This window comes from Bacteroidota bacterium (genome assembly GCA_030706745.1).
Classification (GTDB): Bacteria; Bacteroidota; Ignavibacteria; order Palsa-1295; family Palsa-1295; genus PALSA-1295.
Window position 1 is genome coordinate 112,063 of the sequence record JAUZNX010000008.1, and the last position, 25,333, is coordinate 137,395.

The 25,333-nt window shown below is 51.2% G+C and carries 23 protein-coding genes; 10 read left to right on the forward strand and 13 right to left on the reverse strand.

Annotated elements, in window-relative coordinates:
* Positions 1–44 precede the first annotated feature (44 nt).
* Positions 45–518, forward strand: a complete 474-nt coding sequence (rnhA, locus tag Q8902_10560; GenBank protein MDP4199996.1) for a ribonuclease HI — start codon at positions 45–47, stop codon at positions 516–518.
* Between the two features lie 82 nt (positions 519–600).
* Here the strand turns inward: rnhA and Q8902_10565 are convergent, their stop codons facing one another.
* Positions 601–1,848 (reverse strand): MFS transporter, encoded by a 1,248-nt coding sequence (locus Q8902_10565; protein ID MDP4199997.1) that lies wholly within the window; start codon positions 1,846–1,848, stop codon positions 601–603.
* 63 nt (positions 1,849–1,911) lie between these two features.
* On the opposite strand from Q8902_10565, the gene Q8902_10570 reads away from it, so the two are divergent.
* The gene (locus Q8902_10570; GenBank protein ID MDP4199998.1) at positions 1,912–2,220 is read left to right on the forward strand and encodes a hypothetical protein; all 309 of its coding nucleotides are present in this window, start codon (positions 1,912–1,914) and stop codon (positions 2,218–2,220) included.
* A 211-nt stretch (positions 2,221–2,431) separates the two neighbouring features.
* Here Q8902_10570 and Q8902_10575 read toward each other — a convergent pair whose 3' ends face one another.
* From Q8902_10575 to Q8902_10585, 3 genes are all read right to left on the reverse strand, one after another.
* Positions 2,432–4,450, reverse strand: a complete 2,019-nt coding sequence (locus tag Q8902_10575) for a RiPP maturation radical SAM C-methyltransferase (GenBank protein MDP4199999.1) — start codon at positions 4,448–4,450, stop codon at positions 2,432–2,434.
* 32 nt (positions 4,451–4,482) lie between these two features.
* Positions 4,483–4,968: a hypothetical protein gene (locus Q8902_10580; GenBank protein ID MDP4200000.1), complete on the reverse strand. Its 486-nt coding sequence runs from the start codon at positions 4,966–4,968 to the stop codon at positions 4,483–4,485.
* 161 nt (positions 4,969–5,129) lie between these two features.
* Positions 5,130–5,417 (reverse strand): LuxR C-terminal-related transcriptional regulator, encoded by a 288-nt coding sequence (locus Q8902_10585; protein MDP4200001.1) that lies wholly within the window; start codon positions 5,415–5,417, stop codon positions 5,130–5,132.
* 379 nt (positions 5,418–5,796) lie between these two features.
* On the opposite strand from Q8902_10585, the gene Q8902_10590 reads away from it, so the two are divergent.
* Positions 5,797–6,792, forward strand: a complete 996-nt coding sequence (locus Q8902_10590; GenBank protein ID MDP4200002.1) for an LD-carboxypeptidase — start codon at positions 5,797–5,799, stop codon at positions 6,790–6,792.
* A 1-nt stretch (position 6,793) separates the two neighbouring features.
* Here the strand turns inward: Q8902_10590 and Q8902_10595 are convergent, their stop codons facing one another.
* Complete coding sequence (locus Q8902_10595) at positions 6,794–7,087, reverse strand: DUF3175 domain-containing protein (protein MDP4200003.1); 294 nt, start codon at positions 7,085–7,087, stop codon at positions 6,794–6,796.
* Between the two features lie 95 nt (positions 7,088–7,182).
* Positions 7,183–7,827 carry a hypothetical protein gene (locus Q8902_10600; GenBank protein ID MDP4200004.1) on the reverse strand — a complete coding sequence of 215 codons (645 nt, stop codon included), beginning with the start codon at positions 7,825–7,827 and terminating at the stop codon, positions 7,183–7,185.
* 396 nt (positions 7,828–8,223) lie between these two features.
* On the opposite strand from Q8902_10600, the gene Q8902_10605 reads away from it, so the two are divergent.
* Complete coding sequence (locus tag Q8902_10605) at positions 8,224–9,273, forward strand: TIGR03118 family protein (GenBank protein ID MDP4200005.1); 1,050 nt, start codon at positions 8,224–8,226, stop codon at positions 9,271–9,273.
* A gap of 49 nt (positions 9,274–9,322) precedes the next feature.
* Here the strand turns inward: Q8902_10605 and Q8902_10610 are convergent, their stop codons facing one another.
* Complete coding sequence (locus Q8902_10610) at positions 9,323–10,018, reverse strand: hypothetical protein (protein ID MDP4200006.1); 696 nt, start codon at positions 10,016–10,018, stop codon at positions 9,323–9,325.
* A 71-nt stretch (positions 10,019–10,089) separates the two neighbouring features.
* Complete coding sequence (locus Q8902_10615) at positions 10,090–12,594, reverse strand: sugar phosphate nucleotidyltransferase (protein ID MDP4200007.1); 2,505 nt, start codon at positions 12,592–12,594, stop codon at positions 10,090–10,092.
* Positions 12,595–13,002: 408 nt separating this feature from the next.
* On the opposite strand from Q8902_10615, the gene Q8902_10620 reads away from it, so the two are divergent.
* Complete coding sequence (locus Q8902_10620) at positions 13,003–15,156, forward strand: hypothetical protein (GenBank protein ID MDP4200008.1); 2,154 nt, start codon at positions 13,003–13,005, stop codon at positions 15,154–15,156.
* 92 nt (positions 15,157–15,248) lie between these two features.
* On the opposite strand, the gene Q8902_10625 is transcribed toward Q8902_10620, so the two are convergent.
* Positions 15,249–15,818 carry a septal ring lytic transglycosylase RlpA family protein gene (locus Q8902_10625; protein ID MDP4200009.1) on the reverse strand — a complete coding sequence of 190 codons (570 nt, stop codon included), beginning with the start codon at positions 15,816–15,818 and terminating at the stop codon, positions 15,249–15,251.
* 451 nt (positions 15,819–16,269) lie between these two features.
* On the opposite strand from Q8902_10625, the gene Q8902_10630 reads away from it, so the two are divergent.
* Together Q8902_10630 and msrA are read left to right on the forward strand one after the other, a co-directional pair.
* Positions 16,270–16,536: a hypothetical protein gene (locus tag Q8902_10630; GenBank protein ID MDP4200010.1), complete on the forward strand. Its 267-nt coding sequence runs from the start codon at positions 16,270–16,272 to the stop codon at positions 16,534–16,536.
* A 54-nt stretch (positions 16,537–16,590) separates the two neighbouring features.
* Positions 16,591–17,247, forward strand: coding sequence for a peptide-methionine (S)-S-oxide reductase MsrA (gene msrA, locus Q8902_10635; GenBank protein ID MDP4200011.1), 657 nt, complete (start codon positions 16,591–16,593; stop codon positions 17,245–17,247).
* A gap of 10 nt (positions 17,248–17,257) precedes the next feature.
* Here the strand turns inward: msrA and Q8902_10640 are convergent, their stop codons facing one another.
* The 3 genes from Q8902_10640 to Q8902_10650 are packed head-to-tail and all read right to left on the reverse strand — an operon-like array spanning position 17,258 to position 20,235.
* A complete protein-coding gene (locus tag Q8902_10640; GenBank protein ID MDP4200012.1) occupies positions 17,258–17,827 on the reverse strand; it encodes a DNA-3-methyladenine glycosylase I in 570 nt (189 codons plus the stop codon).
* A 9-nt stretch (positions 17,828–17,836) separates the two neighbouring features.
* Positions 17,837–19,003, reverse strand: a complete 1,167-nt coding sequence (locus tag Q8902_10645; protein MDP4200013.1) for an outer membrane beta-barrel protein — start codon at positions 19,001–19,003, stop codon at positions 17,837–17,839.
* Complete coding sequence (locus Q8902_10650) at positions 19,000–20,235, reverse strand: ammonium transporter (protein MDP4200014.1); 1,236 nt, start codon at positions 20,233–20,235, stop codon at positions 19,000–19,002. The genes Q8902_10645 and Q8902_10650 overlap by 4 nt, the downstream gene beginning before the upstream one ends.
* A gap of 486 nt (positions 20,236–20,721) precedes the next feature.
* Between Q8902_10650 and Q8902_10655 the strand changes: the two genes are divergently transcribed.
* Entirely contained in the window at positions 20,722–21,540 is an 819-nt protein-coding gene (locus Q8902_10655; protein MDP4200015.1) for a T9SS type A sorting domain-containing protein, read from the forward strand.
* Positions 21,541–21,934: 394 nt separating this feature from the next.
* Entirely contained in the window at positions 21,935–23,806 is a 1,872-nt protein-coding gene (locus tag Q8902_10660; GenBank protein ID MDP4200016.1) for a hypothetical protein, read from the forward strand.
* A gap of 85 nt (positions 23,807–23,891) precedes the next feature.
* Here Q8902_10660 and Q8902_10665 read toward each other — a convergent pair whose 3' ends face one another.
* Positions 23,892–24,269 carry an RNA-binding protein gene (locus Q8902_10665; GenBank protein ID MDP4200017.1) on the reverse strand — a complete coding sequence of 126 codons (378 nt, stop codon included), beginning with the start codon at positions 24,267–24,269 and terminating at the stop codon, positions 23,892–23,894.
* A gap of 383 nt (positions 24,270–24,652) precedes the next feature.
* Here Q8902_10665 and Q8902_10670 point away from each other — a divergent pair, with 383 nt between their 5' ends.
* Positions 24,653–25,315 (forward strand): DUF3943 domain-containing protein, encoded by a 663-nt coding sequence (locus Q8902_10670; protein ID MDP4200018.1) that lies wholly within the window; start codon positions 24,653–24,655, stop codon positions 25,313–25,315.
* The last annotated feature ends 18 nt before the right edge of the window (positions 25,316–25,333 follow it).

A 25,333-nucleotide genomic window follows, 5' to 3' on the forward strand; every position in this document is an offset into this window, starting at 1 on the left:
TCACGACGCCGCTCGATACCAACATACTCTTCCTCTGCGACACTATGACACGCCGCCCGCATATCACCATATATACCGATGGGGCCTGTTCCGGCAATCCGGGACCGGGCGGATTTGGTGCCGTCCTTCTGGATAGTGAAGGTCGGCGCCGCGAACTCTCGCAAGGGTTTAAGAATACAACCAATAACCGCATGGAGTTACGCGGCGTGATTGCGGCGCTCGAAGCTTTAAAAATGCCGTGCGATGTGACACTCTACACTGATTCGCAGTATGTGGTCAATGCGTTCAATAAAGGCTGGCTGGTGTCCTGGCAAAAGAAAGGCTGGCGCAAGGCGGATAAATCGCCCGTGCTGAATATCGATCTCTGGCAACGGCTCCTGCCGCTTACGAACGAGCATAACGTCGAGTTCAAGTGGACCAAAGGCCATGCCGGTGACCGCGAGAACGAGCGTTGCGATGAGCTTGCCGTTCAGGCCACACAAATGCCGGGCTTGCTTGAAGATCGTCCTGCCGTTTAGTGTGGAGCTGTCTTCCACACAATTCTTCATGTCAAAGCGGGCTATGCAGTAATACTCCACGTACACTGCATCAAATCTCTGTTCAGATTTCCGCCAGTACAATATCTGACTTCTTCATTCGTCCAAGTTGCGGCACCAGTATGGCGGTGCCGATAACGACGCCAATCGTCATAAGTCCGCCGAAGATGACTGAGGGCACCAGGCCCATCAGCTTTGCCGCGAGTCCCGACTCGAAGCCGCCGATCTCGTTCGATGAGCCAATGAACATGGAGTTGATCGCGGAGACGCGGCCGCGCATTGAATCGGGTGTGAGCGATTGCAGGATGGTGAAGCGCGCGACTACACTGACGTTATCAAGCGCACCACTCACGACGAGCATCGCCACCGAAAGATAGAAATTCCGCGAGAGTCCGAAGATGATGATCGCGACGCCGAATCCGGCTACGGCAAAGAGCAGACTCCGTCCAAAATGATCGCCGATGGGCCGGGCAATGAGGATTGCCGCCATGAGCACCGCGCCGATTGAAGGCGCGGCACGCATCATCCCGTATGCTTCGGGACCGACGTGCAGCACATCGCTGGCGAATACTGGCAGCAAGGAAACCGCACCACCGAACAGGACGGCAAACAGATCGAGAGAAATCGCGCTAAGCAACAGGGGAGTGTCGAACACGAACCGGAAACCAGCCTTGACGCTTTTGATCACCGATTCACCACGAAGCTGATTCGCATTGTGTGGCGCCTGAACCCTCGCAATCGCCAGGAGGGCGGCCGCGAGCAGCACAACCACGCTTGCATAGGATGCCGTAACGCCAGCAAAGCCATACATTACGCCGCCGATTGCAGGACCGATGATCGCCGCGGTTTGCCACGTTGTACTGTTCCATGTCGCAGCGTTGGCATAGAGATGTTTCGGCACCAGTTGCGTGCCGAAGCTCGTCGCGGCCGGCGTGAGAAAGCCATGCGGAATGCCGCCGAAGAAGATCGTAAGATAGACCGGCCATGCGCCATACGCGGCGAACCATGTGGTGCTCGTCGAAAGATAGCATAGCATGACCGCTGCCAACGCCATGACGGCGATGGACCAGATGGTGATGCGCTTACGTGAGTGACGGTCGGCGACGTAGCCGCCATAGATTGCGAAGCCAATGGCAGGGATGGCTTCGGCGAGTCCCGTGAGGCCCAGTGCTAGCGGATCGTGTGTCAGCGCATACACATGCCAGCCGACGACGACGACTTGGATTTGCAAGCCCAAGGTGAGCAAAAATCGAAAGATCTGAAACGAGCGGTAATCAGGAATTTTGAGAACAGCATAGCGGTCATGCAGCATGGTGACAGGAGACTAAGAATCGCGGACGAAGATTCCCACCAGGGCGTCCGTATCTTTGCATTCATGTCTATTTGGGATAATCTGAAGTGGCGGGGCGGCGAGGATGACCCGGACTTCTGGGACCGAGTTGATGCCGGAAGAGAACTTGCGCCGGAGGTGGATGCTCAGGAGCATAACTTACACGATGAAGTCCACTCGATGGACCGTGAACTCGCAGTCGCCCGAGCAATGTACGGCCTTAGTCGTACCCGTGACGGTGTGATGTGGGAGAAACTGCAGCAAATGCAAATGCTGCTCGAGGAGAAGAAGGAGCAACTCCGCGAGACCCAACGGAAGCTAGCGCTGATTGGGGATGGGACGGAGACCGCCTAACGAGACTCAGAAGTGAGAGGCAAATAGGAATTCTGAGAACGGCATAGCAGTCGTTCGACGTGCGCCGCTTAGATGGAGAATCGGAGGCGAAGATTCCCAAGGCCCCGGTCAAGAGTTATAATGGGATGCAAGATGGCTTGTGCTTCCCAGTGTTTGAGAATTCGGTCTTGAAGGGTTTATCGCTGAAGAGCGGAAGGGAGACAGTTTGAATTCACACAAAAAGCGAGAGCCAGGATTTAGTCCATTCCGATTCTTTGTGGGCAGTGCAAACTTCTTTTGGCAACGGCAACGCGAGGATCGATCCACCTTCTTTCCAAACTATTCTTTTCTCATCAAGTTCGCTCAGATACTCATCAAATTGCCTTGATGTACTACCAAAGCTTGCTGATATCCGATCGAAAACTTTCTCGACATGAGTGGGTGCAGATTCGCACGCAAGAAAGACGAAAGAGGTGGGCTCATCCAATTCATACTGCCGCACTTCAGAAAATCGAGAATCCACGATGTGAACTCGCCCATCATGCACGGAATGCGAGAGTTCAACAAAGCGACTGCGATGCAGCGACTTCCAATGCTCTACCTGGAATACGATCTGCTTGTAAATCGTCCTGAGTTCCGGGCTGTACTCGAAATTGCGATCGAAATAGTATGCATAATCATCAAGCGACAGCCCTGACTCGGCAAGGTACGCCTGCGAGAATACTGTGTCATAACAAGGGTGGTGCTTCGCTTGCGTCATGATGCCGAACTTTCCCGGGCTCACCTGCAATGGGGCAAAACGTGTTACGACAGTGTAGGTGCGTGCCACTGGAGGGGTGAGATGATACAACCGTGGGATACGCTCTGCCATTTCGAAGTAGTCTTCTACCGAATCGTTTGGCAGTCCATAGAGGAGGTTGTAGTCTACAACCAGCCGATTGATGTAGGATGCCCTGAGGAGACTCACATTGTCGATGGCACGCACCCCCTTGTTCATCGCCTGCAAAACTTTGGTTGAGAAGGATTCGATGCCTGGTTGGACTTCGGTGAAGCCGGCTTCCGTGAGTAACCGGACTCGTTCCGGAGGATGATTTGCTTTCATCTCCCCCTTAAGGTCAAACTTTGGTCGATGCTGAGCAAGCAGAGGCAACAGTTCGGTGTAATACCTCTTTGGCATGATGTAGTCGGAGAAGTGAAACGAATGACTTCCATACATATTTCGCATCTCCTCGAGCATGCTAAGGATTTGCTGGGGAGGTTTGAAACGGTATTTTAGTGTCTCATCGTCAATGCCGCAGAACATACAATGCTTCACTTGCCCCCACCAACATCCTCGCGAACTTTCCACCGGCAAAATCTTAGATGCGATGCGAATCTGATCGACCTGCTGGATATCTTCAAGATCGTCAAACCAATCAGAGTAGTCTGGTACTGGGCTCTCGGCAAGATCTATCTTTGGAGCTCGCAAGACAATCCGCCGCGGTGATGTCTTTGTGGCAGCAGCAGCAAGAAGTGGCGCGTGCAGCATCTCCAGTGGCATGATTGCTGACGACTCTCCATCGTGACCCACCGTGCCAGCAGGCTCTCCATGCTGGAGTAAAAGGCAGTCGAGTTCTTCTCTTCCGCGTAGGACCGCTTGAGCAATATCGACGACCGCTTTCTCCCCATCTCCTGTCACGATCGCATCGAGCCAATCAAAGCTCGCTGCAACTGTCGTGGCTGACCGTCCTTCCAATGCATAGCCGCCGAGAACAATGGTGAGGTCGGGTTGAATTTGCTTCAGTATTTTGGCAAGGGCGATCGACGCAATGGTTTGATCGAACATGCAAGTGAAACCGACCATCGCTGGGGAGGAGGCGAGAATTCTCTCAGCGCAAAGTGATAGAAATGCCGGGACGACCTCGTGACGCACACCAAAGAAGAGGTCCACCATTTCCTCCGCTGTCCCATATTTGATATTTCGTTTCTCTTCGACGTATTTCTCGGCCTGCTCGACTAGCCGCTTGATTTGAACTTCGTCGCATTCAGGATCGAGCGCCCCGGAGAATAGGAATTCGTTGATACCCCAGCACCCCGCGAGAAACTCGTAGGTGGCCAGCGATACCCACCGAAGCAGGCGCGGGGAGGCATGGAAGACTTTCCCGCGTATTCCATTTTGATTGAGGCATGCCTTGAGAACCCCGAGTCCGAGCGAGGGCTGGGAGACAGGCCCCCAAGGCATGCTAACTAGAACGACATCTACTTCACCCACGCGAGCTGTGTTTGAAAGTAAGAACTGTCCCCTCAGAGCGTGATTCGGCCGGAATGATCGATGATGATATGTTGTCGCATTAAGTCTCCCTCTCTTGGTACCTCCAAAACGAGGATTAGAACGATGACTGCCACGCAAACCACATCTACGCTGTCCGAAACCGCCCCTCCACCCGATGCACCGCTTGCGAAGCCGGCTGCATGCTTTACGGCATTGGCCGCTGAGTCGGATAGATGGATATTGAGTTTCTTCGCTGCTCCGGCAGGGTCTGAGGCAAATTCCTTGATGTATCGGCCATCGGCGACCACGGCGTTATACGCCTTAAGGGCAGCTTCAGAATCCGCAGTGCTAACCTTGAAGTTCGCCTTGTGGGCAGCATCCAAAGCATGCTTTACGGAAGCGGCAAGCGCTTTCGATGAGGTGATCAGTTGCTTAGCCTTTCCCAGGTTCGTCTTCTGGTACTCCTCTGGAAAGAGAGGTTCAGCCAGAGATAGTCTTCCCATTTGAAGTGTTGGCATCACTATATTCTCCTATGGTATTATTGAGAACGAAACGGCCTACTCTGTTCAGGATTTTCGGCTACCTCCGTTCGGACCGCAGGCCCGAGTGAACATTGGCGAAACTAGCGCGCGCATGTCCGATTCCACCCCGACAAAACCACGACAATCGCGGCAGCTGGTCACGCGGTGGCGAGATACTCTTGCAGCCAGCCGCCGTGGAGATCGAGCTTGCGCCGAATGCGACAGCGATAGCGTTCGACACTGGCCTCGCGGATGCAGAGAATCTCGGCGATTCTCCAGCTTGGCAGCATGGCCATGACGAGCGCAGCAACGCGGCGTTCCATTGGTGTGAGCATGGGGTAGCGTTCGGCGACCTCATGAAGATTTTGAGCGTAGAAGCCCCCCGAAGCGAGTTCGGCCTGCTCCCACGCAATGTGCCGTTTTGCACGGCTTCGGCGTTTGGTCATGTTCGAGATCAGAACTTCTCCAGTGAAGTGGAGAATGGAAGACCCGTTTGGGGCAAATTAGTGTATCCTCCGGCCTAAGGACCGAATGGACGTGGCAAACATACGACAGCAATGCGAAAAGCAACCCCACGAAAAACCCACGGTTTTGTAACAAAAGCGCATTCTATCAGCATAATTTATGATTTTCATCTCCGAAGCCATTATATTGTTCGTGAGATGATGGGCACCCATGATGGGAAAGGATGCTGGATAAGGGATGAACGATGCGGGTGCACGGGAAGAATAGCATTCTGTCTTATGGACAAAAAGCTGTAAGTCTATATATCGCAATGAAGTTCATGAAGTACAAACGCTCGCGCGCGAAAGGAACAGCGAAATAATGGCTGTCATTAAGGCAAGTGCACTTCGTCCCGGAGATGTGATTGGCATTGTCGCTCCGGCAAGTCCTCCGAGATCTGCGGAGCGAGTTGAACGCTCAGTTCGGTATTTCGAGCGGTTGGGGTATCGGGTCGAAGTGGGGAAGCATTTGACGCCGATCCAAGCAACCCTCTCCGGTAAATCGGACCGGGCTCAGACTCAGTTGAATGATTATCTCGCAGCTTCGGACAAAGATAGGGTCAGCGACCTTCATGCGATGTTTCGCGCAAAGCGAGTGAAGGCGATGTTCTATCATCGCGGTGGATATGGCTCAATACGACTGCTGGATCGAATTGACTATGACCTAATCCGGCAAAATCCAAAGATCATCGTTGGCTATTCCGATGCGACCTCGCTCTTTGCCGCGCTGAATAAGAAAGCTGGGCTTGCTTCATGCTTTTTTGGTCCAATGCCAGGGGTCGATCTCTGGGATGATGTCGATCCGTTTGCTGAGGAAAATTTCTGGCGCGCAATGACGAGTACCAAGCCAATCGGCAATTTACCGATGGCTGAAAGTGAAGGCGCATCAGTGAACATGGTCAAGTCGGTTGTCGAGGGCCGAATGATTGGTGGAAATCTCACGGTCTTTTGCAGCCTGATGGGAACGCCATATCAACCGAGTTTTCGGAATGCTATTCCATTTTTGGAGGAGATCGATGAGAAGCCTCGAAGAGTCGATGCCCATTTCGCGCATTTGCGGCTCGCGGGTTTATGGAGTCAATCGAAAGCGGTGCTGCTCGGTCAGTTTACCAACTGCAATGTCGATGCTGATGCGCCGACCCGAACCCTGAATGAGATTCTTATCGATTATTTCGGTACGCTAAAGATACCAGTTGTCAGCGGCTTGCCATTCGGTCACGAAGCAAGAAAATGGACGCTGCCATGGGGCGCGAAGCTAAGAGTTGCACAGCGGAAGGGACGCAACGTGATCTCCGTTTTGGATAGCGCGTTGGAGTGAATCAGCTTTTTGTTGGGCGATTGTAGAGTGCGCGAAGTTCGTTCTTCGCACGTTCCAGTATGGCTTTACGACGAGCCGAGAGGTTCTTACCGGCGCGATTGATATAGAAGTTGAGCATTGACATTGCCGATCGAAACGCCGTAGTCTTCCTTCGCGAACTTCGCTCGGCAGAACGCTTAAGGGAAATGGCAATCGCTCGCGCCGAGATCTTCTTGAAGACTTCTGGCTCAAGATCGAGCGCATTGCTCTCTTTGGTTACTCGGCCAGACCAACGGGATGATTTTATCGAAGGCATGATCATTCTGGCAATGTGTTCGTCGCGATCGTTTGAATACAACGACAATCAACATGCCGCTCAGAGGATGTCAGGCATAGTGCATTATCGTAGAGTTATTCGCCATCGACATGGGTAAGTTGAGAAGCCGACCGAACACTGTGCCGCACTGGCTCGAATCGGTCGCGCCTTGGGATATATTGCCAGGTTCGAGCAGGACGGACTGCAGTCTCAAGACCAATCTGATATTCCTGATCGCTGGCCGAAAGCATTAAACGCGAATCGTTCTGGCTGAGGGTAATCGAAGTGCCATACAACGGACGGAACGGGAAATGGGTAAATGCGCGGAGCCAGGGAAGCGAGGGGGTCAGATCGTTGACAATGAGTCCTTCAGGCTTATTCTGAAACGTGAAGACACCAGCCAAACCAAATTGATGGACTCGATAGGTACTATCATATCCTCCACTATTTGTTGTCACTTTGGCATCACCACCTTCCTGGAAGAGCACAATGGAGCGGCGGCCAACCATGGCAGTCTTGAAGGAAAGTTGATCGTAAGTCGCCTCCCATGGTCTCGAACGCCAGACCTGATTTGGTGCCCCATGTTCGAGACGATACGCGGCAAAGACATTGGAGGAGAGCCTCCAAGTCCACTGGGTCGTGAATCCAACCAGTACAAAGCGAATACCGTCCTGCTCGACGATGGTGTACACCGCTTTTTTGAGGAGCGGAACTTGGGATCGATGTTCGCCTCGCTTCATCTGTCGCAAAGGGAAAACGGCCGCGAGAAACCACTCGATCCGATGAGTCTCGTGATTCGAAAGCCTAATACTTTCTCCGCTGATGCACGATTCGAGTCCGGAGAATTGGACGCGGTCAGGACGGGAGGCCAAGGCAGGAGAATTAGCAATGCCCAGAGCCAAAAGAAGAAGGAGCGAATATCGAATATGTAACATAAGAACCATAAACATACGCAATTTCTGGTCAGAATGCAAGGCCTGGGACAAATATCCAGCGAATTGCGATGTTTTTCGCAATTATGAATTCGAGCAACAGTTCAATTGGTCCATGCTTGAGCTTCACGAAGGCATTCATCTTGCATTAGGCGCTGGTGGGCGCTCCGATGAAACGAAGCGGCAATTACCTTAATCTAATTTATGCAACGTAACACTCAATCGTTTTTCCTAATGGGGCTGCTAGCTGCCTTTATTGTTAGCACTGGCTGCCAGACTTCAACGACTCCGCCGGTCGTGGCGCCATCGTCATATGTGGTATCCGTGTTAACCGCAAACACATCGGGCTATGGCGCTACAAATCTTGATACCAATATGCAGGACGCCTGGGGGCTCGCTTTCAATGCTGCCAGAGGCTATCCGTGGGTCGCAAATCGGGCGAGTGGGACAACGACGATCTATGATTCGCTTGGGGTCCCGAAGACAACAGTCTATAAGGTCAATGGCCCCGGCGGGGCGAAAGGTAGCCCAACCGGAATCGTAATCAATACCGAACCCGGTTCATTTGCAGTTCAGAATGCAGGCACGAATGCCACGTGGATATTTTCGGAGTTGAATGGCGTGCTTGCCGCAATCGCCGCAGGCTCGAGCGTTGATAGCACTTACGTCGTAGCGGATCGGTCAAGTAGTTCTAGTTTTACGGGACTGGCGCTGGTAACAGGCAATGCAGGACCGATGCTCTATGCACCGAACATCAAGAATGGATCGCTTGATCAATTCGATCAGAACTTCAATCGCATTAAGCAAATCAGCGATCCGTATCCTGGATACACGCCTTTCAATGCAGTGCTGATCGATACTCAGATGTTTGTGACGCATGCAAAGATGAGCGGCGGATTTGTCGGCGTTGGTGCTGGCAATGGAGGATATGTCGATATCTATGATATGAACGGCAACTATGAGAAAAATCTGATTTCCAGTGATTCACTTGATGAGCCATGGGGTGTGGCAATAGCCCCGAGCACCTTTGGAAGTAATAGCGGTAAACTGCTTGTCGCGAATTTTGGCGACGGTAGGATCAATGTCTACGATCGCTCAACCGGAGCGCGAGTAGGATATCTCAATGATGCCTCGGGGACGCCGATCGTAATTCCGGGATTGTGGGCTCTGGTAGTATTTAACGGATCGCTTTATTATACTTCCGGACCAAATCTTGGGAAAGATGGGGAATTTGGGAAGATCACCGCTCGGTAGCACTATGCAGGAGAGAGAGCGGGTATCCACACTCCGGATACCGCTCCGGCTATCCGTGAGTAATCTGTTCTACTTGTTGGTGCATGAAGTACGGACCATTCCAGCCAAAACTCAGGCGGAGAAAGTAGCCTATTTCAGGCGAGTACCAGTAAGTGAATGCATTTTTGTAATCGATACCATCTTCACTACGAATCTCGACTGCGCGAAGTTTGATGCAATCGAAGACTTTTCCAGAGACAGAGACAGTATCATTGCCGAGTACTTCCAACTCGCGTCGATGCATCAGCGTCCAGGGTCTCTGGGAGTTCTTGAAATAGACTTCGCGAACCGGTTTGGTTTTTAGCACCTTACCAGGTTGAAGGCTGAAGGGCAGCCATTCCCAGGAGGGCATGCTCGAATCGCGTTCCAGATGATGCAGGACATAGAGATCGCCATTCTTCGCAAATGAGATGAATGTCGTATCCGGGTGGAGCGGGCCAAGCAGCACAATACAGTTGGATCGACCATGCGCTTTGACACCGGCTGCAACCACGACCTGCTCGTCCGGTACCATTGGTGACATTGCGATACTATCCGGTACCAGCCGATCGCTGGAATCTTTGACGTAGTAGATATTAAAGAACCTTGTCCCGATGGCGGGAATCTCAAATCGGGGAGTGTTACCGTTTGACCGGGCGATCCCGGCGATGACAAACAGAAATACTGAAATGGCAAGAACCCGCGCGAGAAGTACAGTTGATCTCATACGAGTCTGCTAAGTACAATTGTGCTACTTCGCGTTCCAGGCTCAACGGAAGAGGGCGTTCTTGTAGAGACTCACTCTCCCGATCCGCGCCACTGTTCAACAAGTCCAGCATATTTCCGAGCAAGGTCCTTCGCCGCATGCTCAGTCCTGGCATCTGCCAAAACGGAGCAATATGGCCGTTCCTTGTCTGGAAGCACGAGTACCCAGGAGTCGCCAAAATCGGGATAGAACTTGATACCGTCAATAAGCACCTTTTTCATGGAGTGTGCATGATCCATTGTGTGGCGCATGACCTTGCCGAACTCGTCCGGTTTGCAAAAAACTTCTGAGCGAGCCTGAGCATGATGCGGCATGTCGCGAGCGACATCACCAAGGTTTCTATCGAGCACCGCAAGCATTTCGAGCGTTTTAGCGACGGTAAACATCCCATCGACCGCGAAAAAATAATCGGTAAAGATTGCCCCGCCTAAAGTGCCTCCGACGAATGCTACGCCATCTTCGCTGGCAGCACGCATCATGTCCGCATGGGTATTTTTCGTATAGATCAGTTCGGCGCCATAATTTTGGGCGAGCTCTTCTACTTCGCTAGTCGCGGAAATTGGCACGGCGATTTTCTGAACGGTACGACCACGCTTTGCTTCGCTCTCGAAAAGCAGTTTTGTCAGGAGTGTGAGCAAAGCATTGTTTGTATACATCTGTCCATCCTCGTCCACAACCGCAACTCGTTCGCCGCCGGCATCCAGCACGAACCCAATCTGATAGCCCAAGGACTTAACGACGTTGGCCAAATGCCGCATGGAGCGTTCAAATTCCTCGCGGCCTCGCGTCAATCGGGTCGGCTCCAAATATGCATTGATGGATACCACTTCACTTCCCAACATGCCCAGAATATTTGGAAATATCGTTGAGGCGATGCCATTGGCATAGTCAATGGCTAGCTTGAAGTGCGAGCGGGATATGAGATCGACATCGAGCGCGTTCGTAAACCGCTTCGTGTAGATTTCGCCGGTATGCGCTGGAAATTCAATGTTGCCGACTTTGTCGAAGGGCGCCCGCGGAAAATCCTCTCCAAAGAAATACCGCTCAATTGATTTGCCTTTATTCGACGGCAGATCGTATCCACCGGAATCGAAGAAAATCATGTCGGAACGTCGGCGATCGATTGGATTCTTGCGAACGTGGATGCCAGCGGAGTGACGGGCATCGCGAAGATGATGTCGTGTAAGCGGGATTGGAGTCTGTTGCATATCGACTACGATTGCGCCCGCACTCATCACACCACTTGTCAGTGCGCGTGAAAGAACTCGCGAGCCGGGATCGGAGTCACGGCTGATTACAATTCGCTGACCGAGACCAGCCAGCGCCCCGACTGAAGCGCCGATCTTCGCAGCAAGTTCGGGAATCAGCTCGATATTTGAAAGACCACTAATGCGTGAGTTTGTAAATAGCTCTCGATTCCAAGCGTCCTCCCAAACGAGACTTGTCGAAAGTTTGGAACCGGCCTCAACCCGTTTGCCGGGCCAAAGTTTGACATTCGGCAACACCTCCGCATTCTCCCCGATTTGAGTGCCTTCGCCAATGAAGACATTCTCTTGTATAATGGCGAGTGCGCCCACCACAACGTTGCTACATGCGACAGAGTGACTTACGTGTGCCTTCCGTCCGATGCGAACACCATCCCATAAGACGGAATTCTCGATTGTCGCACCAGATTCGACATGGCAATTGGCACCAATGATCGCATTCGTAAGCCGCGCACCAGGCTCGATTCTGGCGCCATGAGCGATCAGATTCGATCCACGAAATGTCGCGCCTTCGGTAACTGATTCTGGTTCGGCCATGAGGCCGTTTTGCGATTCGACGGGCAGAGTAATCCTGACCAGTCCGGCCAACGCATCCATGTGGGCCTCATGGTATTCGCTGAGATTGCCGACATCTCGCCAATAGCCGTTTGCAATATAGCCGGCCAGCGCGCCCTTCTTCGGCAAGAGAGCAGGGAAAAGCTCTTTGCTAAAATCGAACTCCCGCTTATATGGAATCTCGGCGAATGCTTCGCGCTCGAGGATGTAAATTCCGGTATTGATCGTATCTGAAAAGACCTCGCCAAGCGAAGGCTTTTCCAGAAATCGAACAATATCCTGATCGGGGTTCGTCATCACAATCCCATACTGGAGGGGATTCTTAACATGGGTCAGTACAATGGTCGCTAATGCATGTTTATTTTCGTGGAATGCGATTGCAGCCGTGAGATCGAAGTCGGTTAGGACGTCTCCTGAGATCACGAGAATTCGATCGGTGATTCCAAGTTGTTCCGTTGCATTACGAACAGAGCCCGCCGTGCCAAAATCTGCCTCGGCGCGAATGTAGTTCATTGTGACGCCGAACTTCGAGCCATCTCCAAAGTAGGAAGTGATGGCGTCCGGATGATAATAGAGGAGCGAGGTCTGGTCTGTCATGCCGTGTTTGGCGAGAAGCCGGACGATATGCTCCATCATTGGCCGGTTCATCATCGGGACCATGGGCTTCGGTAAGTTCATCGTCAGAGGTCGGAGCCGGGTTCCAAATCCGCCCGCCATAATTATCGCTTTCACTTCGTATCTTTCCCTATTGTTTATTCGCTAATCCCCAGAACAAAAATAGGGCGAAAGAAAGCTGTCGCTGCAATATTCTCCGAATTCCAGGAATGAGTAGCTCAAATAGCTTGCTCAAAGAATAGCAAAATTCATTATTTAACTCTTGCATTTCGGATTGGAAATGATTAACTTTGCCAGTATAGTTTTCAGCGGATGACCGCGTACATTCGGTCGAGCCGCAGTTTTTTAGTTTTGCCCGGTGCCTTCAGCCCCACCCTGAGGATCTCTGAGCATGTTTGCATGACGTGGCCTCTTGGGCTTGGTCATGTAGTGTTAGTTGATGTTTAGTAATTGCCACGGTTTCATGGAGCGCTCTGATTGCGCACTATGCCGCCACAGCTCAATTCACAAATGAAGAAGATCAACGTTTGTCTCTGTGCGATTTCCATCGCATTGGTTGTATTGCAGCCCGTTTCGAGTCGGTCTCAGTCAAGTGCCGCAGCAGTGAATGCCGATATTCCGCATGCTATAAGTTATCAGGGCATGCTGCTCGCATCGGACGGGACTGCCCTCAATGGGCTCCAGAGGATCACGGTCCGGCTGTATGCCGATGCAATCGGCAAGCAGCTTGTGTGGGAGGATGAATTTCTTTCGACTGTCGACCATGGAGTTTTCGACTTATCGCTTGGCTCGAACAAGCCCTTGCCGGAATCCGCCAGGTTAGGCGTTCCGCTCTGGCTTGCGATCAAAGTGGGGGAATCCGATGAACTGCGGCCGATGACGCAGCTTTCCACATCCCCATATGCATTGAATGTTGCCAACGGCTCGATCACCGCCGCGAAGATGGGGACGGATTACGTTGGATCGATCTCGGTCAATGGCCAGCACGTCAGCAGCCGCGGCTCTGATGTGAATTTTGTTGCCGGTGATGGCTTGACATTGGCGTTCGATCCGACCAGCAACGCCGTTCTTATGCGTAGCGCCACGCCTGTAAGTTCGAAAGGAGCTGCATCTCAGAATCAGAATCAGGATCTCGATATGAACGGTCACAATATTCTGAATGCCCCGACCTACATGGCGGGCATCGCCAGCACCACTTCTGGTGCAATTCGAATGTACAATAGTGCAAGTAGCAACTATGCCACGATCGTTTCAGCATCACAGGGAGGCAATCGGACGTACACAATTCCGGATGCTGGTGCGAATGCCACTTTTGTAATGCAGACGGGTAGTCAGACCATCAGTGGGCTAAAGACATTTTCCGTTGGGGCGACGATGGGCGGCGATGTTAACATGTCGAGCAATCACATCACCAGCCTTGCGGCCCCGTCGGCCACCTCGGATGCTGCGACGAAAGGATATGCTGATAGTCTAAGCTCAAATGCCTTGAGCGCCATCGCATCCGAAGCCAATACTCGTTCGTCGGCAGATAGTGTATTAACCGCGCATTTATCGTCCGAAGTAACAAATCGTCAAGCGGCCATTACTTCCGAATCATCGTCTCGCTCGGCTGCCGATTCAACTTTGAGTATGGCTCTTGGAGCTGAAGTCACGCGTGCGGAAGGAGTGGAGAGTACGCAAGCAACGGATCTCAATAGTGAAATCACAGCGCGCCAATCAGCAGTGACGGCTGAAGCATCGGCTCGTATTGCTGCCGATAATACGCTTGGGACAAATCTAAACAATGAAGTTATAAATCGGCAGACCGCTATCTCAGGAGAGGCAAGCACCCGTGCGAGTGCCGTCAGCCTGCTGACAACAAGTCTTCAAAGCGAAACTTCGCGGGCGACCACGGAAGAAAACAGCCTGCAGACTCAAATAAATGGCCTTACCATGCCGCAAGATCTATCGACCACGGCATCGCCAACGTTTGCGGGTTTGACGCTGTCAGGCTCTCCATTTGTTAATTATGGTGACCTCTATCAGGCATCCCCATCATTTTTCTATGGTGATCTATCGCTCTACGCGAATGCCTCAATCGGAGGCACGCTTGATATGAATTTCCAGAGTATCATTGATGTTGCGGACCCCTTCTTCGCGCAAGATGCTGCGAATAAGAACTACGTGGATGTTCTCATTGGGCAGGTCAATAGCTCAATTAGTACCATTAACACCTCACTGACGAATATCGGAAGTACATTGTCAAGCGTAGACAGTATAACTGCTAACTTTAGCGGATTCGCCAGTGGCACCTATTCTGGTCACAAAGTCAACGTAACAGGTTCAACCACCAACGTCGTCGATATCATTGGATACAATGCGTTTGTTTCCGGCTCTGACGATCAGAACATTGGGATCAAAGCGACCGGGCAGGGATCGGGTAGCGGAAATTCCATTGGCGGGGATTTTACCGGTCACAATACTGCTGGCACCGGCTACGCGATTGGCGGTCGATTTGCGGCAACTGGAGCAGCCAATAACATCGCCGTTCAGGCGACGAGCGGCTCGATCCAGGTCCAGACAGCGGGAGAGGGGATCATCCTTAAATCGCCGAATGGGACTTGTTACAAGCTGACTGTGAATAATGATGGGTCGCTTTCAACTTCAGCAATTACCTGCCCCTGATCGATAAGTCCGATCGAAAATTAAGAAAATGATCTGCCCGGTTGCAGGATGATTGACCATCCTACAACCGGGCAGTTTCGAATCTAAACGAGTTAGGCGAACACTGTCGCAGCAACTGATACTGGTGGTACCACTCTCACGGCGTCCATCAAACTCGTGACGGAGTCTCGAAGAGTATTTCTGTTGCGCTCCAAGGTGCGATAGTCGGTCGAGACCATCGTAAATGAGGTAGGAGTGATCTGAAACGCTGGATTGGATATGTTGGTCGCATCGGCTGCATTCGACGCCAATGCAATTGCCTTCGCGGCTTCCTCCGCGCTCTGATAGCCTTGCCCGATCACCTTCATGGAGATATGCGTCGTACCGGACGAGGCATAGCCGAGCTTTTGTGCCGCCGCATAGGAGAGGTCCATGATGCGGTTCGCAACATACGGCCCACGATCAGTCACCTGAACAATCGCCGACTTGCCATTCTGCTCGTTGGTAACCTGGACCCACGTTCCGAGTGGAAGTGAGCGGTGTGCAGCCGTCATCGCATACATATTGTAGGTTGTACCCATGGCAGTCTTATGGCCATGGAACATTCCTCCGTACCAGGAAGCAAGTCCCTGTGTCGCCGAATTCATAGCATAAATAAGTGTGGGGTTGGTTGCCTTGATCATATTGAAAACGTTCAGTAATCGAAACTTGCCCGCGCTTCGGGCATGGCGCAGTCGATCAGTAATTCGCTGGGCTATGCTCTTTGCTGTACTTGGACTGTAGCTCGATGCAATCGTAAGAAAGCTAGTGGTTACGAATAACGCAATCGCCGAGATCCTCCGTAGACTCCACCTCGATCGCCCTGACGTAGCAGCGATCGGTCTGGAGAATGCAATTGGCTTTGTAATAGAAAGTGTATTAGTCATGCACTGTACTACGTAGGAAAGCTACGCCAAGGTGCATGAAATAAGATTAGTGGAAGTCCCTTTCTAACAGGGCATGATGTGTGAGTGAAGATTCATCTTACTCATCCATTTTGGGATGGGAATTGCTGTAACACTTTGAGCAAAGTCGAGTTAATCTATAGGAGGGACGCAATCGCATTGAGAGCGTTCCTATTAGATAGGTATTGAAATGGGACAGAGGAATAATTTGCCGATGAAGTGGATGCCGCGATTTCGGCTTTCACTCATTCTCTCACTAATGACTGCATTTGTGGTGATTATGACGCCGCTATCAAGCTGCGCTCCGGGTCCTGCGGAGGCGCCCACAATCCACTCTGCATCCGTGCCGGACGATGGATTCAAAGCTCCTCAGTCTGGCTCGAGGAAACTTGCCAAGCCGACGCAGCCAAAAAACAAAATAGTCTCATACCGCAAGCATGAACCGGTTGGCGTTTGATTTCCTTTCGAAACCAATTGAAGATGCTCGCGTAGCTCGTTTCAAGGAATCGGAATGAATAAACGTCTAAAGAATGGGTTGGGTGTTTTGGGCCTTATTGTATTCGTATTCGCGCTAATGTTTTTCCGTATGTGTCGACCTGTTGCACGCGGGACTGAATTGCAGCCTCAATTTGACTCAACGCTGGAACACGCAACATTCGCGATGGGATGCTTTTGGCATTCGGAAGAGATATTTCTTGAGATCAAAGGCGTAAAGAATGCCATGCCCGGCTATTGCGGTGGAACCGAACCCAACCCCACCTATGAGCTTGTTGGCAGTGGTTCGACCCGCTATGCCGAGTCGGTAGATGTGGCATTCGATCCGAAGGCGATCAGTTACGCCAAATTACTCGAAGTGTTCTTTCGCGAGCACGACCCAACCACGCTCGATCGCCAAGGGCCAGACGATGGTCCTCAATATCGCTCCGCTATCTTCTATCATACCGCGCAGCAAAAGAGGGAGGCTGATGTCTACATCGCCAAACTCCAAGTGGAACATAAATATACATCTCCGATAGTAACCGAGGTGGCGCCTTTCGATCAATTCTATCGCGCAGAGGATTATCACATTCGCTATTTTCGTAATCATCCTGGTGAGCCATACATTGAGAGTGTGACGAGGCGGGAAGTCGAGCAATTTCGGCGGGATTTCCCAGAGTTACGGAAATAGTCACAGGTCACTAGAATAGTTCGTCATGTCGGAAGCAATCCACCAAATGATCGTTGACCATGCCGACCGCCTGCATGAAGGCATAGACGATGGTTGGGCCCGCAAACTTGAAGCCTTCGCCGCGAAGCGCTTTGCTCATCGCTTCGGATTCAGCGGTGGCGGCTGGAACCTGAGTGCCTGTCTTCCAGCGATTATGTTTGGTCTTGCCACCCACGAACTTCCATAGGAATTCATCGAAATTCACATCACGATCTTTTAGCTTCAGATATGCTTTAGCATTAGCGATAGCAGCTTCGATCTTCTGGCGATTGCGAACGATCGAATCGTCTTTCATAAGTCGCTCGATGTCGCGATTACCATACCGGGCAATCCTTTCGGCATTGAATCCTTGAAATGCCCTGAGGTAACTTTCACGCTTGCGTAGGATTGTGATCCAACTCAGCCCGGCTTGTGCACCGTCGAGTATTAGTTTCCCGAGAAGTTGTTCCTCGTCATGCACCGGCACGCCCCATTCCTCGTCGTGGTATGCGACCATGAGAGGATCTTTGAGGCTCCAGCCGCAGCGGATTATCCCAGGCATACTGCTCGATCAAAAAACATACAATAGATTGAGACTTGCAGTCGGCTGAAACTGGACCATGCTTCCCTGTTGATCGAATACGTCGGCGGTGGACCAGTCGTATCGCAGATCTCCACGAATGACGAGGCGCTCTGTTGGTTTCCAGCATGGAGTGAGTGTGCACTCGTGCAATGTCTGGTTGATCCCGGTTCGGGCGCCATTTGGATCGTCAAAGATTTCAGCACGAAGGCAGAATGAGAACTTCTGACTCATCGTAGCAATCAAATATCCTGCCGCGCCACGCCAGATCGCAGTGCCAATCTGCATTACAGTCTCCTCCTGTCCCGCTGTATGTGAGCCGACTGGATCGTTCTGTTCGCTTCCGTAATCTGCATTGAATCCCAGCACAAGTGGCTCACTGAACTTGAAGGAGGCAGCAAAATCGATGACCATTCGTTCGTCGCTGGTGTTGCCATTCTTTTCAGGGCCCCCAATGGCCGTGATGGTGACATTCGTCCCAGATGATGGTGTCCAAGATACATCCGCGCACGTAGTCTTGGCTTTGTTGTTGTCAACTGAATTATCCCAGCCATTCACGAGTAACACGGCAGCCGAGAGGGCATCACTGAGTGGGTAAGTCGCACGAATGCCGGTGTGGGTATATGGGATGGCATACCCAAACATGAAAGAGTGAGATGCATTGTCATTGTAATTGTCCGATCGTTCGACATACTCGTATCCAGCAGGGCAGAGGAATTTGCCGAAATCGAATTGCAAGCCTCGACCGATTGGCGCATTGTAAGATAAGAAGGCTTGTTCGAAATCGACATTCAGCGCCGGAAAGCCCGCTGACTGCATGATCCGTGGAATGTACGGCCCGGCATTAACATCTACTCGAAATCCAGCCTCCCCCAAAGCCGCTTCGTGCTTCAAAGTCAACGAGAATAGATCAAATTGGAATGAATTCGAAGCAATATCGAAGACTCGGAATTGATTCTGTGCGCTCGCAGGGCGATTGAAATTGTAAGTTGCGCTTGTGCTAATGAGGCCATTAACCGCAATGCTCTTGTACCACACGAGGGAATCTGCGGCCTGCGGCTGTGCCCGAACACGAACAGAAAGATGTAATGTGATTATCGTTGTGATGATAAATCCCATTCGCCAGCGGGCAAAGGGCATTTGTAGGTATGATCTCACAGATGTTCCAAATACGCAATTTCACCATGCAACGTGACATCGAGTCCTGCGATCTCATGTTCTTCCTCGACGCGGACCGGGGTGATGAGATTGATCAGCTTGAGCATTCCATAAGTAAAACCAAAAGCCCAAACCGATGAGAACAAGATTGCGATGAGCTGCTTGCCGAGGAAGTGCGTGTTACCATGCAATAGTCCATTTGTGCCGACCGCGGGATTGAATGTTGCATCGGCAAAGACTCCAAGCAATACGATTCCGAGCGCGCCACCTACGCCATGAACTCCCCAGACGTCGAGCGCATCATCCCATTTCATCCTGTTCTTGAGCATGACAGCTAAGAAACAAACGAGGCCGGCGATCACGCCGATCAAGACCGCAGAGGTAGGGGAAACATAACCGGCAGCAGGTGTGATGGTCGCAAGTCCAGCGACAGCACCCGTTAGCAGGCCAAGGAATTTCGGCTTCCGAGTGGTCATCCATTCAACGATCATCCACGTTACGGCCGCAAACGATGCGGCGATATCCGTATTCAAAAATGCGCTGGCGGTGACAGCATCGACGCGAAATTCACTCCCGGCGTTAAATCCATACCATCCGAACCACAGCAATCCGGTACCGAGTGCGACGAGCGGAATGGAATGCGGACCGGCATCTTTCGCGCGACGCTTGCCGACGATGAGCACCGAAGCCAGGGCTGCCATTCCAGCGATGTTGTGGACGACGATACCGCCTGCAAAATCAAGCACGCCCCATTGCGCAAGCAAACCGCCACCCCAGATCATGTGGACGAACGGAAAGTAAACAAAAACCAGCCAGCCCGTCAGGAAAAGCATGTACGCCTTGAACGTCACCCGGTTGGCGAAGGCCCCAGTGATCAGCGCAGGCGTGATGATCGCGAACATCATTTGGTACGCGATGAAGACAATCATCGGTATCGTCGGATTGATGGGCGAGGGGCTCATCAGATCGACTCCCGAAAGGAACGCCTTATCGAGATTGCCGATCACGCCACCGACATCGCCGCTGAAGCAAAGCGAGTAGCCGAACGCATACCAGATTACCGTCGTCCAACCCATGCTGACGAACGATTGGATCATGATCGCCAGCACGTTCTTGCGTCCGACGAGTCCGCCATAGAAGAAGGCGAGTCCCGGCGTCATAAGCATGACAAGGCTCGAACACAGCAGCATGAAACCGGTATTTCCAGTATCGATCGTCATTGCGGGATGCATAATGGGTCTCCTAAATCAGTTAGTGACTGGACAGCGGACGCAAAAATAGCACATTTATCCACATGCAACCCCGAGATCTCGCCTCCAGAAATCGCGCCTTTTGTTTTTTGAATTTCATATTCATAATCACTGCCGTTTCCGCGCCGCTTTCGCCATTTGCCTCGATTTCATTCATGAATGATTTCTCTCTTTTGAGTTGTCATTTAATAAACGACTCCTCCTGGCCAATCTTTTGTCAATGAGCAATGGTGCCACTCACAACCCGGACTAATATAGGGCAACTTTGGCCGATTGGTACCACCACGTGAAAAAATGGTTTAAAAATCCTTCGGCTTTTTCAAGGAGTGGTTCGTGGGTGGCTTTAATACTTTGCGTAGCGAATATAATTTTTATTGTTTCTATTGAAAAGTAGGTGTAACCCTTTGCCATCTCGCTGGTTTTCTATGGTAGAAGCTTGGTTTCTCACGAATGTTTGAGGGCGTGCCCATGAAACGATTATTCGCAGCGGTGATTCTCCTTCTCGTCTCCAGCCTAACGGCAAGCCCTGCCGAGGCGCAGATGGATACATGCCTAGCACTCTGGCAGGACATACCAACTCTATGTCATGGCATACCCCACGATACAGCCATGTGGATGAATCCTGATAGCCTTAAGTTTGATACTTGCTCATCCGATACCCCATTCTATTATCTTTCGGGAGCGACGATGTTACATTCGTCATTTGCGCGGAAGGATTTTCAACTCACATTCCGCTATTATGTATTGGCGGACACTGGCGTGCCTGTGGGAGATACGGTCTATCGGAGCTGGAAGGACATTGACACGAAGTATCTAAATATTCGAAATGCACTCGCAGCGATCGAGCGACGCTTCGGCACATTTACCTTATGGAGGACTGCATACACCGAAGACGACACATCTTGGTTCACTCGAAGAGAGTGGGATTTGATTTTCGATCGCTATGTCTACGCCGACACAATAGTCAATTATTTGTCGAACGTGCCTGGCCTCGATAGCAGCGAAGCAGTAAGGTTCTATGGTTCGATCCGCTACTTCACTGGTGTGGCACAAAATAACATAACTTCCGCTCCACGCTTATGGCCAGTACCATGTGACCGCGAGCTTTTTATAAGCGGAGGATCTAGAATCGGTAGCGCCCAGATTTTTGATGCGCTGGGGAGAGCTGCAACCATCCAGTTGAATGGTACCTCAGATCCTCTATCCTTCGACGTCTCGACGTGGGAGCCTGGAATATATTATCTGCGGATCGATCGGAGACTTTTCAGAGTGTTAATCCTTCATTGAGCAATGAGACATTACTTACTCCCTGCCATTCTCTTTTTCGCACTTACAGCCAAAATAATTGAAGAATTCTTCGCCGAGAGTATTCTCTGTCTGAATTTGTTTTGTACATTGTGCTTTCATTGGTTCCGGTGCCCTTCACACCAGTGGTGCAGAGGTTGGTTCTTTGCCGGATTTTCGTGGCGCTCAGGGCGCATGGAAAATGAAACTCAAGGTAGCATTGCAATAACTCATGTTCAGAAAAAGTAGGCTAATATTTCTTATCACGTTCTGGCCGGCTCTCTTGGTTGGCCAGAACCTCAAGTGGAGTTTACGGCATTCCCCGTATTCCTTTCCAAGCCTCGTTGCACTCAAGAATGATGGTGCGGTTGCAACCTGTTCTCTCGATGGGTCGATCATGCTATACAGTTTAGATCGCAGTTCATCTTATTCGGAACCCTATGTGAAGGCTGATAGCAGTGCCACCGTCATGCGATTCAGCAATAACGAAAAGCTATTGGTGGGCGCGGCGACAGGTTCGCTGCAGGCGTTTAATCTCAGCGATGGCAGATATAGGGAATCGAACCTAGGAGGCGCAATAGAGGATATTGCGACTGGTGACAACATTATCGCTGTTGTCACAACCGATGGAATTGTCAACATTCTAGACTCAAGTTTAACCTCTATAAGATCTTTTAAAGCACCTTCGGGCAAGCATCGAATTGCACTCGGAAGATCGGGCAACACCTTGGCTGTTACAGCCGATTCAAGGATTGTTATTTCAGCTTCAGGAGGTACGGCTTCTGATACCATCCAGATGCCGAATCGAGTTCTATCCCTGTGTTTTGACGATAACGATGAAAATCTGTTCGTCGCTTGCCAAGGCGGATTATATTCAGTCTCACGTATGACGAAGGAGATTCAAACATTAACTGAAGTCAGTGCACCTGCTTTTGATGCCAAATTTTCGGGGAATGGCAAGAAAGTACAATATCTATTTCAAGACAGTATCGTTTTAATCGCTTTTCCAGAGATTCAAAAGACCGTCTGGAACACGGGTTACGTCCAACAGGCAGCCATATCCTTCACAGGTGATACTGCAATAATTCTTGGTATTCGAACTCTTGACGTCGCTGCTGGAGCAAACATTTATTCCCTTTGGGGCTTGAATGGGCCAATTACTGGGATAGCTACTTCTTCAGATCGTAATTCTGTGATTGCTGTTTCTGGCGAAGCTGGTTTAGTTGGTTACTTCAACAGTGAGGGAGCGCGGCTTTGGCTAACTCAAAGTTCAAGGATTCAGCAGAATTCAAGTTTGTCTGCAAATGATTCTTTTGTTTTCGTGAGTACGTGGGACGGTTCCGTTTTGGCGTACAGCGTTCAAAACGGTGACTCATTGTTCGTAATAGAATCTAATTCAGGACTTACGGTAATTTTTCAGGTCTTGATGGGTTCTCGTCTGTATGTGACTTACTCCGATAGTACCATACGGATCTGGGCTGTCGATCAAAGGCGTTTTATAGACAGCATTATGCTGCCTTATGGTGTCCAGCCTGGGCTTCTAGCGGCGTCTTTAGATGGCTCTCTGATTGCTGCATCAGATGGTCAAAGATATTTCATTTATTCCATTGCGGACCGCCGAATATTAGTGTCTACTTCTCATTGGGTGACTCCAATTAGATCGTTAGATTTCAGTTCAGACGATAGTATCCTATTGATCGGTGCACAACAGGCGGCTAGCTATGTGCCAGTGAATGGTTCAAGCGGATCTTATTACCATTATTTTGGTAGCGCATATTACGGATCGAGTAAACATGAACTCATTGCCGTAGGCGATGACAGCTCGCTACAGGTGGGAAAAGATGATGAGTCGGTTCCTAACAAAGAACATCTCTTCTGGGGGAGGCCAGCGGCTATTGCTCTTAATATGAGTCGAAATGTCCTTGCATTTGGATCTGTGAATGGAGACATTCAATGTGTCACCCTTGCTTCCGGTCACAGCGACGTCGCAACTTCTAATGGCGTCTCGGAGATTGTATACGTTCATCCCAATCCCGCACGCGATCAGGCGTTGATCTGCATCGATGAGATGGTGGCTGGCGAGCCGTTCGTCGCCGAAGTAGTCAGCATGACCGGCGAGCATATCGCTACGCTCTACGATGCGACGCCCGAGGCCGATCTCGGTCTGTGCCATCGTCTGGATTGCTCGCACCTCGCGGCCGGGACCTATTTCGTCCGCATCGCGAGTTCGACACAGGGCCGGACGGTGAAGTTTGAAGTGGTGCGGTAGTTTGGGATTGTCCAAAACAGAAGAGGCGGCATTACTGCCGCCTCTTCTTACAAGCCTAAAGCTTTATTGGCTTAGGTGCTTGCGCTTACCAGCGCTTGCCACCGCCGCCACCGCTGCCGCCTGAGCGACCGCCGCCGCCGCCATAGCCACCACCGCTGCCGCCGCGACCACCGCCGCCGCCGCCACGATAGCCGCCGCCACCACCACCGGAGCGTTGCTCCATCGGGCGAGCTTCGTTCACAGTGATCGTACGACCACCGAGATCCGCTTCGTTGAGTTCTGCGATGGCCTTCTTGGCCGCCGCGTCATCGTTCATTTCAACGAATCCGAAGCCTTTGCTGCGTCCGGTATCGCGATCCATAATCACTCGGGCGCTTGCGATCTCGCCGTAGCTCGAGAAGATTTGGTTGAGTTGGTCATCGTCCGTCTGATACGGAAGACCACCGACATAGATTTTCGTCATGTCTCTAAATTGGAATTATCAAAGAAATTGCTTTACGAAGACGGGAATTAGGGAAGGTGTGAATGATCCTCACGGAGTGCGGGGACTCATTCGCAAGTAAAGCAATCAGGAAAAGCAGGTGCAATAACGCAAGAGCCGAATCGCTGGATGCAAAACCAGAATCTCAAAAACTCGAAACCGAAAGCTGTGAATGTACTAAAGAGCATGAGGCGTGTCGAATTCGATGCGAATCGGCTTCGTCGTACCACAAGCTCGTTGCGTTAAACATGGATTCCAGAGATACGTTCGGGCCGGGAGAAGAATGTTTTCTAACTCATCAATAGTGCGCTTTTGCATCGGATTGGCACAATCTTGTTGGAAGAAATGGCTTTCGAGTCACCTCTATGAAAACACTATTATTGGTTTTCCTCGGCAGTAGTATCACTACGAATATTGCCTTCAGTCAGATTACTCCATCTAATAACATAGCGCCACCCATGGCGTTGTTCACCCCGCAGGCCATACCGGACTCCCTGCTCCTGAATTCGGTAGGTTGGCTTTTCAACGACGATCCACATTATTACGGCAGAGCACCAATCTGGGTGCCGCTGGCTAAGATCACAATTTCGAATGCCGCACTGTGGGCGATCGATCGCTATGTCTTCAACTACGACTTTTCGCATATCAGTTTGAATAGCTGGTCGAACAACCTGAAAGAAGGGTGGACATGGAATGATGGCGACCGATTCGGCAACGATTTCTTCTTTCATCCCTATACCGGAGGCGGTTACTTCATCGATGCTCGCTCGCTCGGCTATAATTTTTGGGAATCGATTCCATTTGCAGTCTTCGGCGCGGTCGAGTGGAAGTACTTTGGCGAAAACGATCAACCGACGTACCCCGACCTGATCAACACCTCCATCAATGGTACCTTCATCGGCGAGATCGGGTATCGGCTTACATCGAATATTCTGGATGATCGGGCTACCGGGAGCGATCGGGTCTGGAGAGAGATAGGAGTTGGCCTGATCAGCCCATCGCGATTTCTTTCGCGGCTGATCACTTGAAAGCTTTGGGAGGTTGCC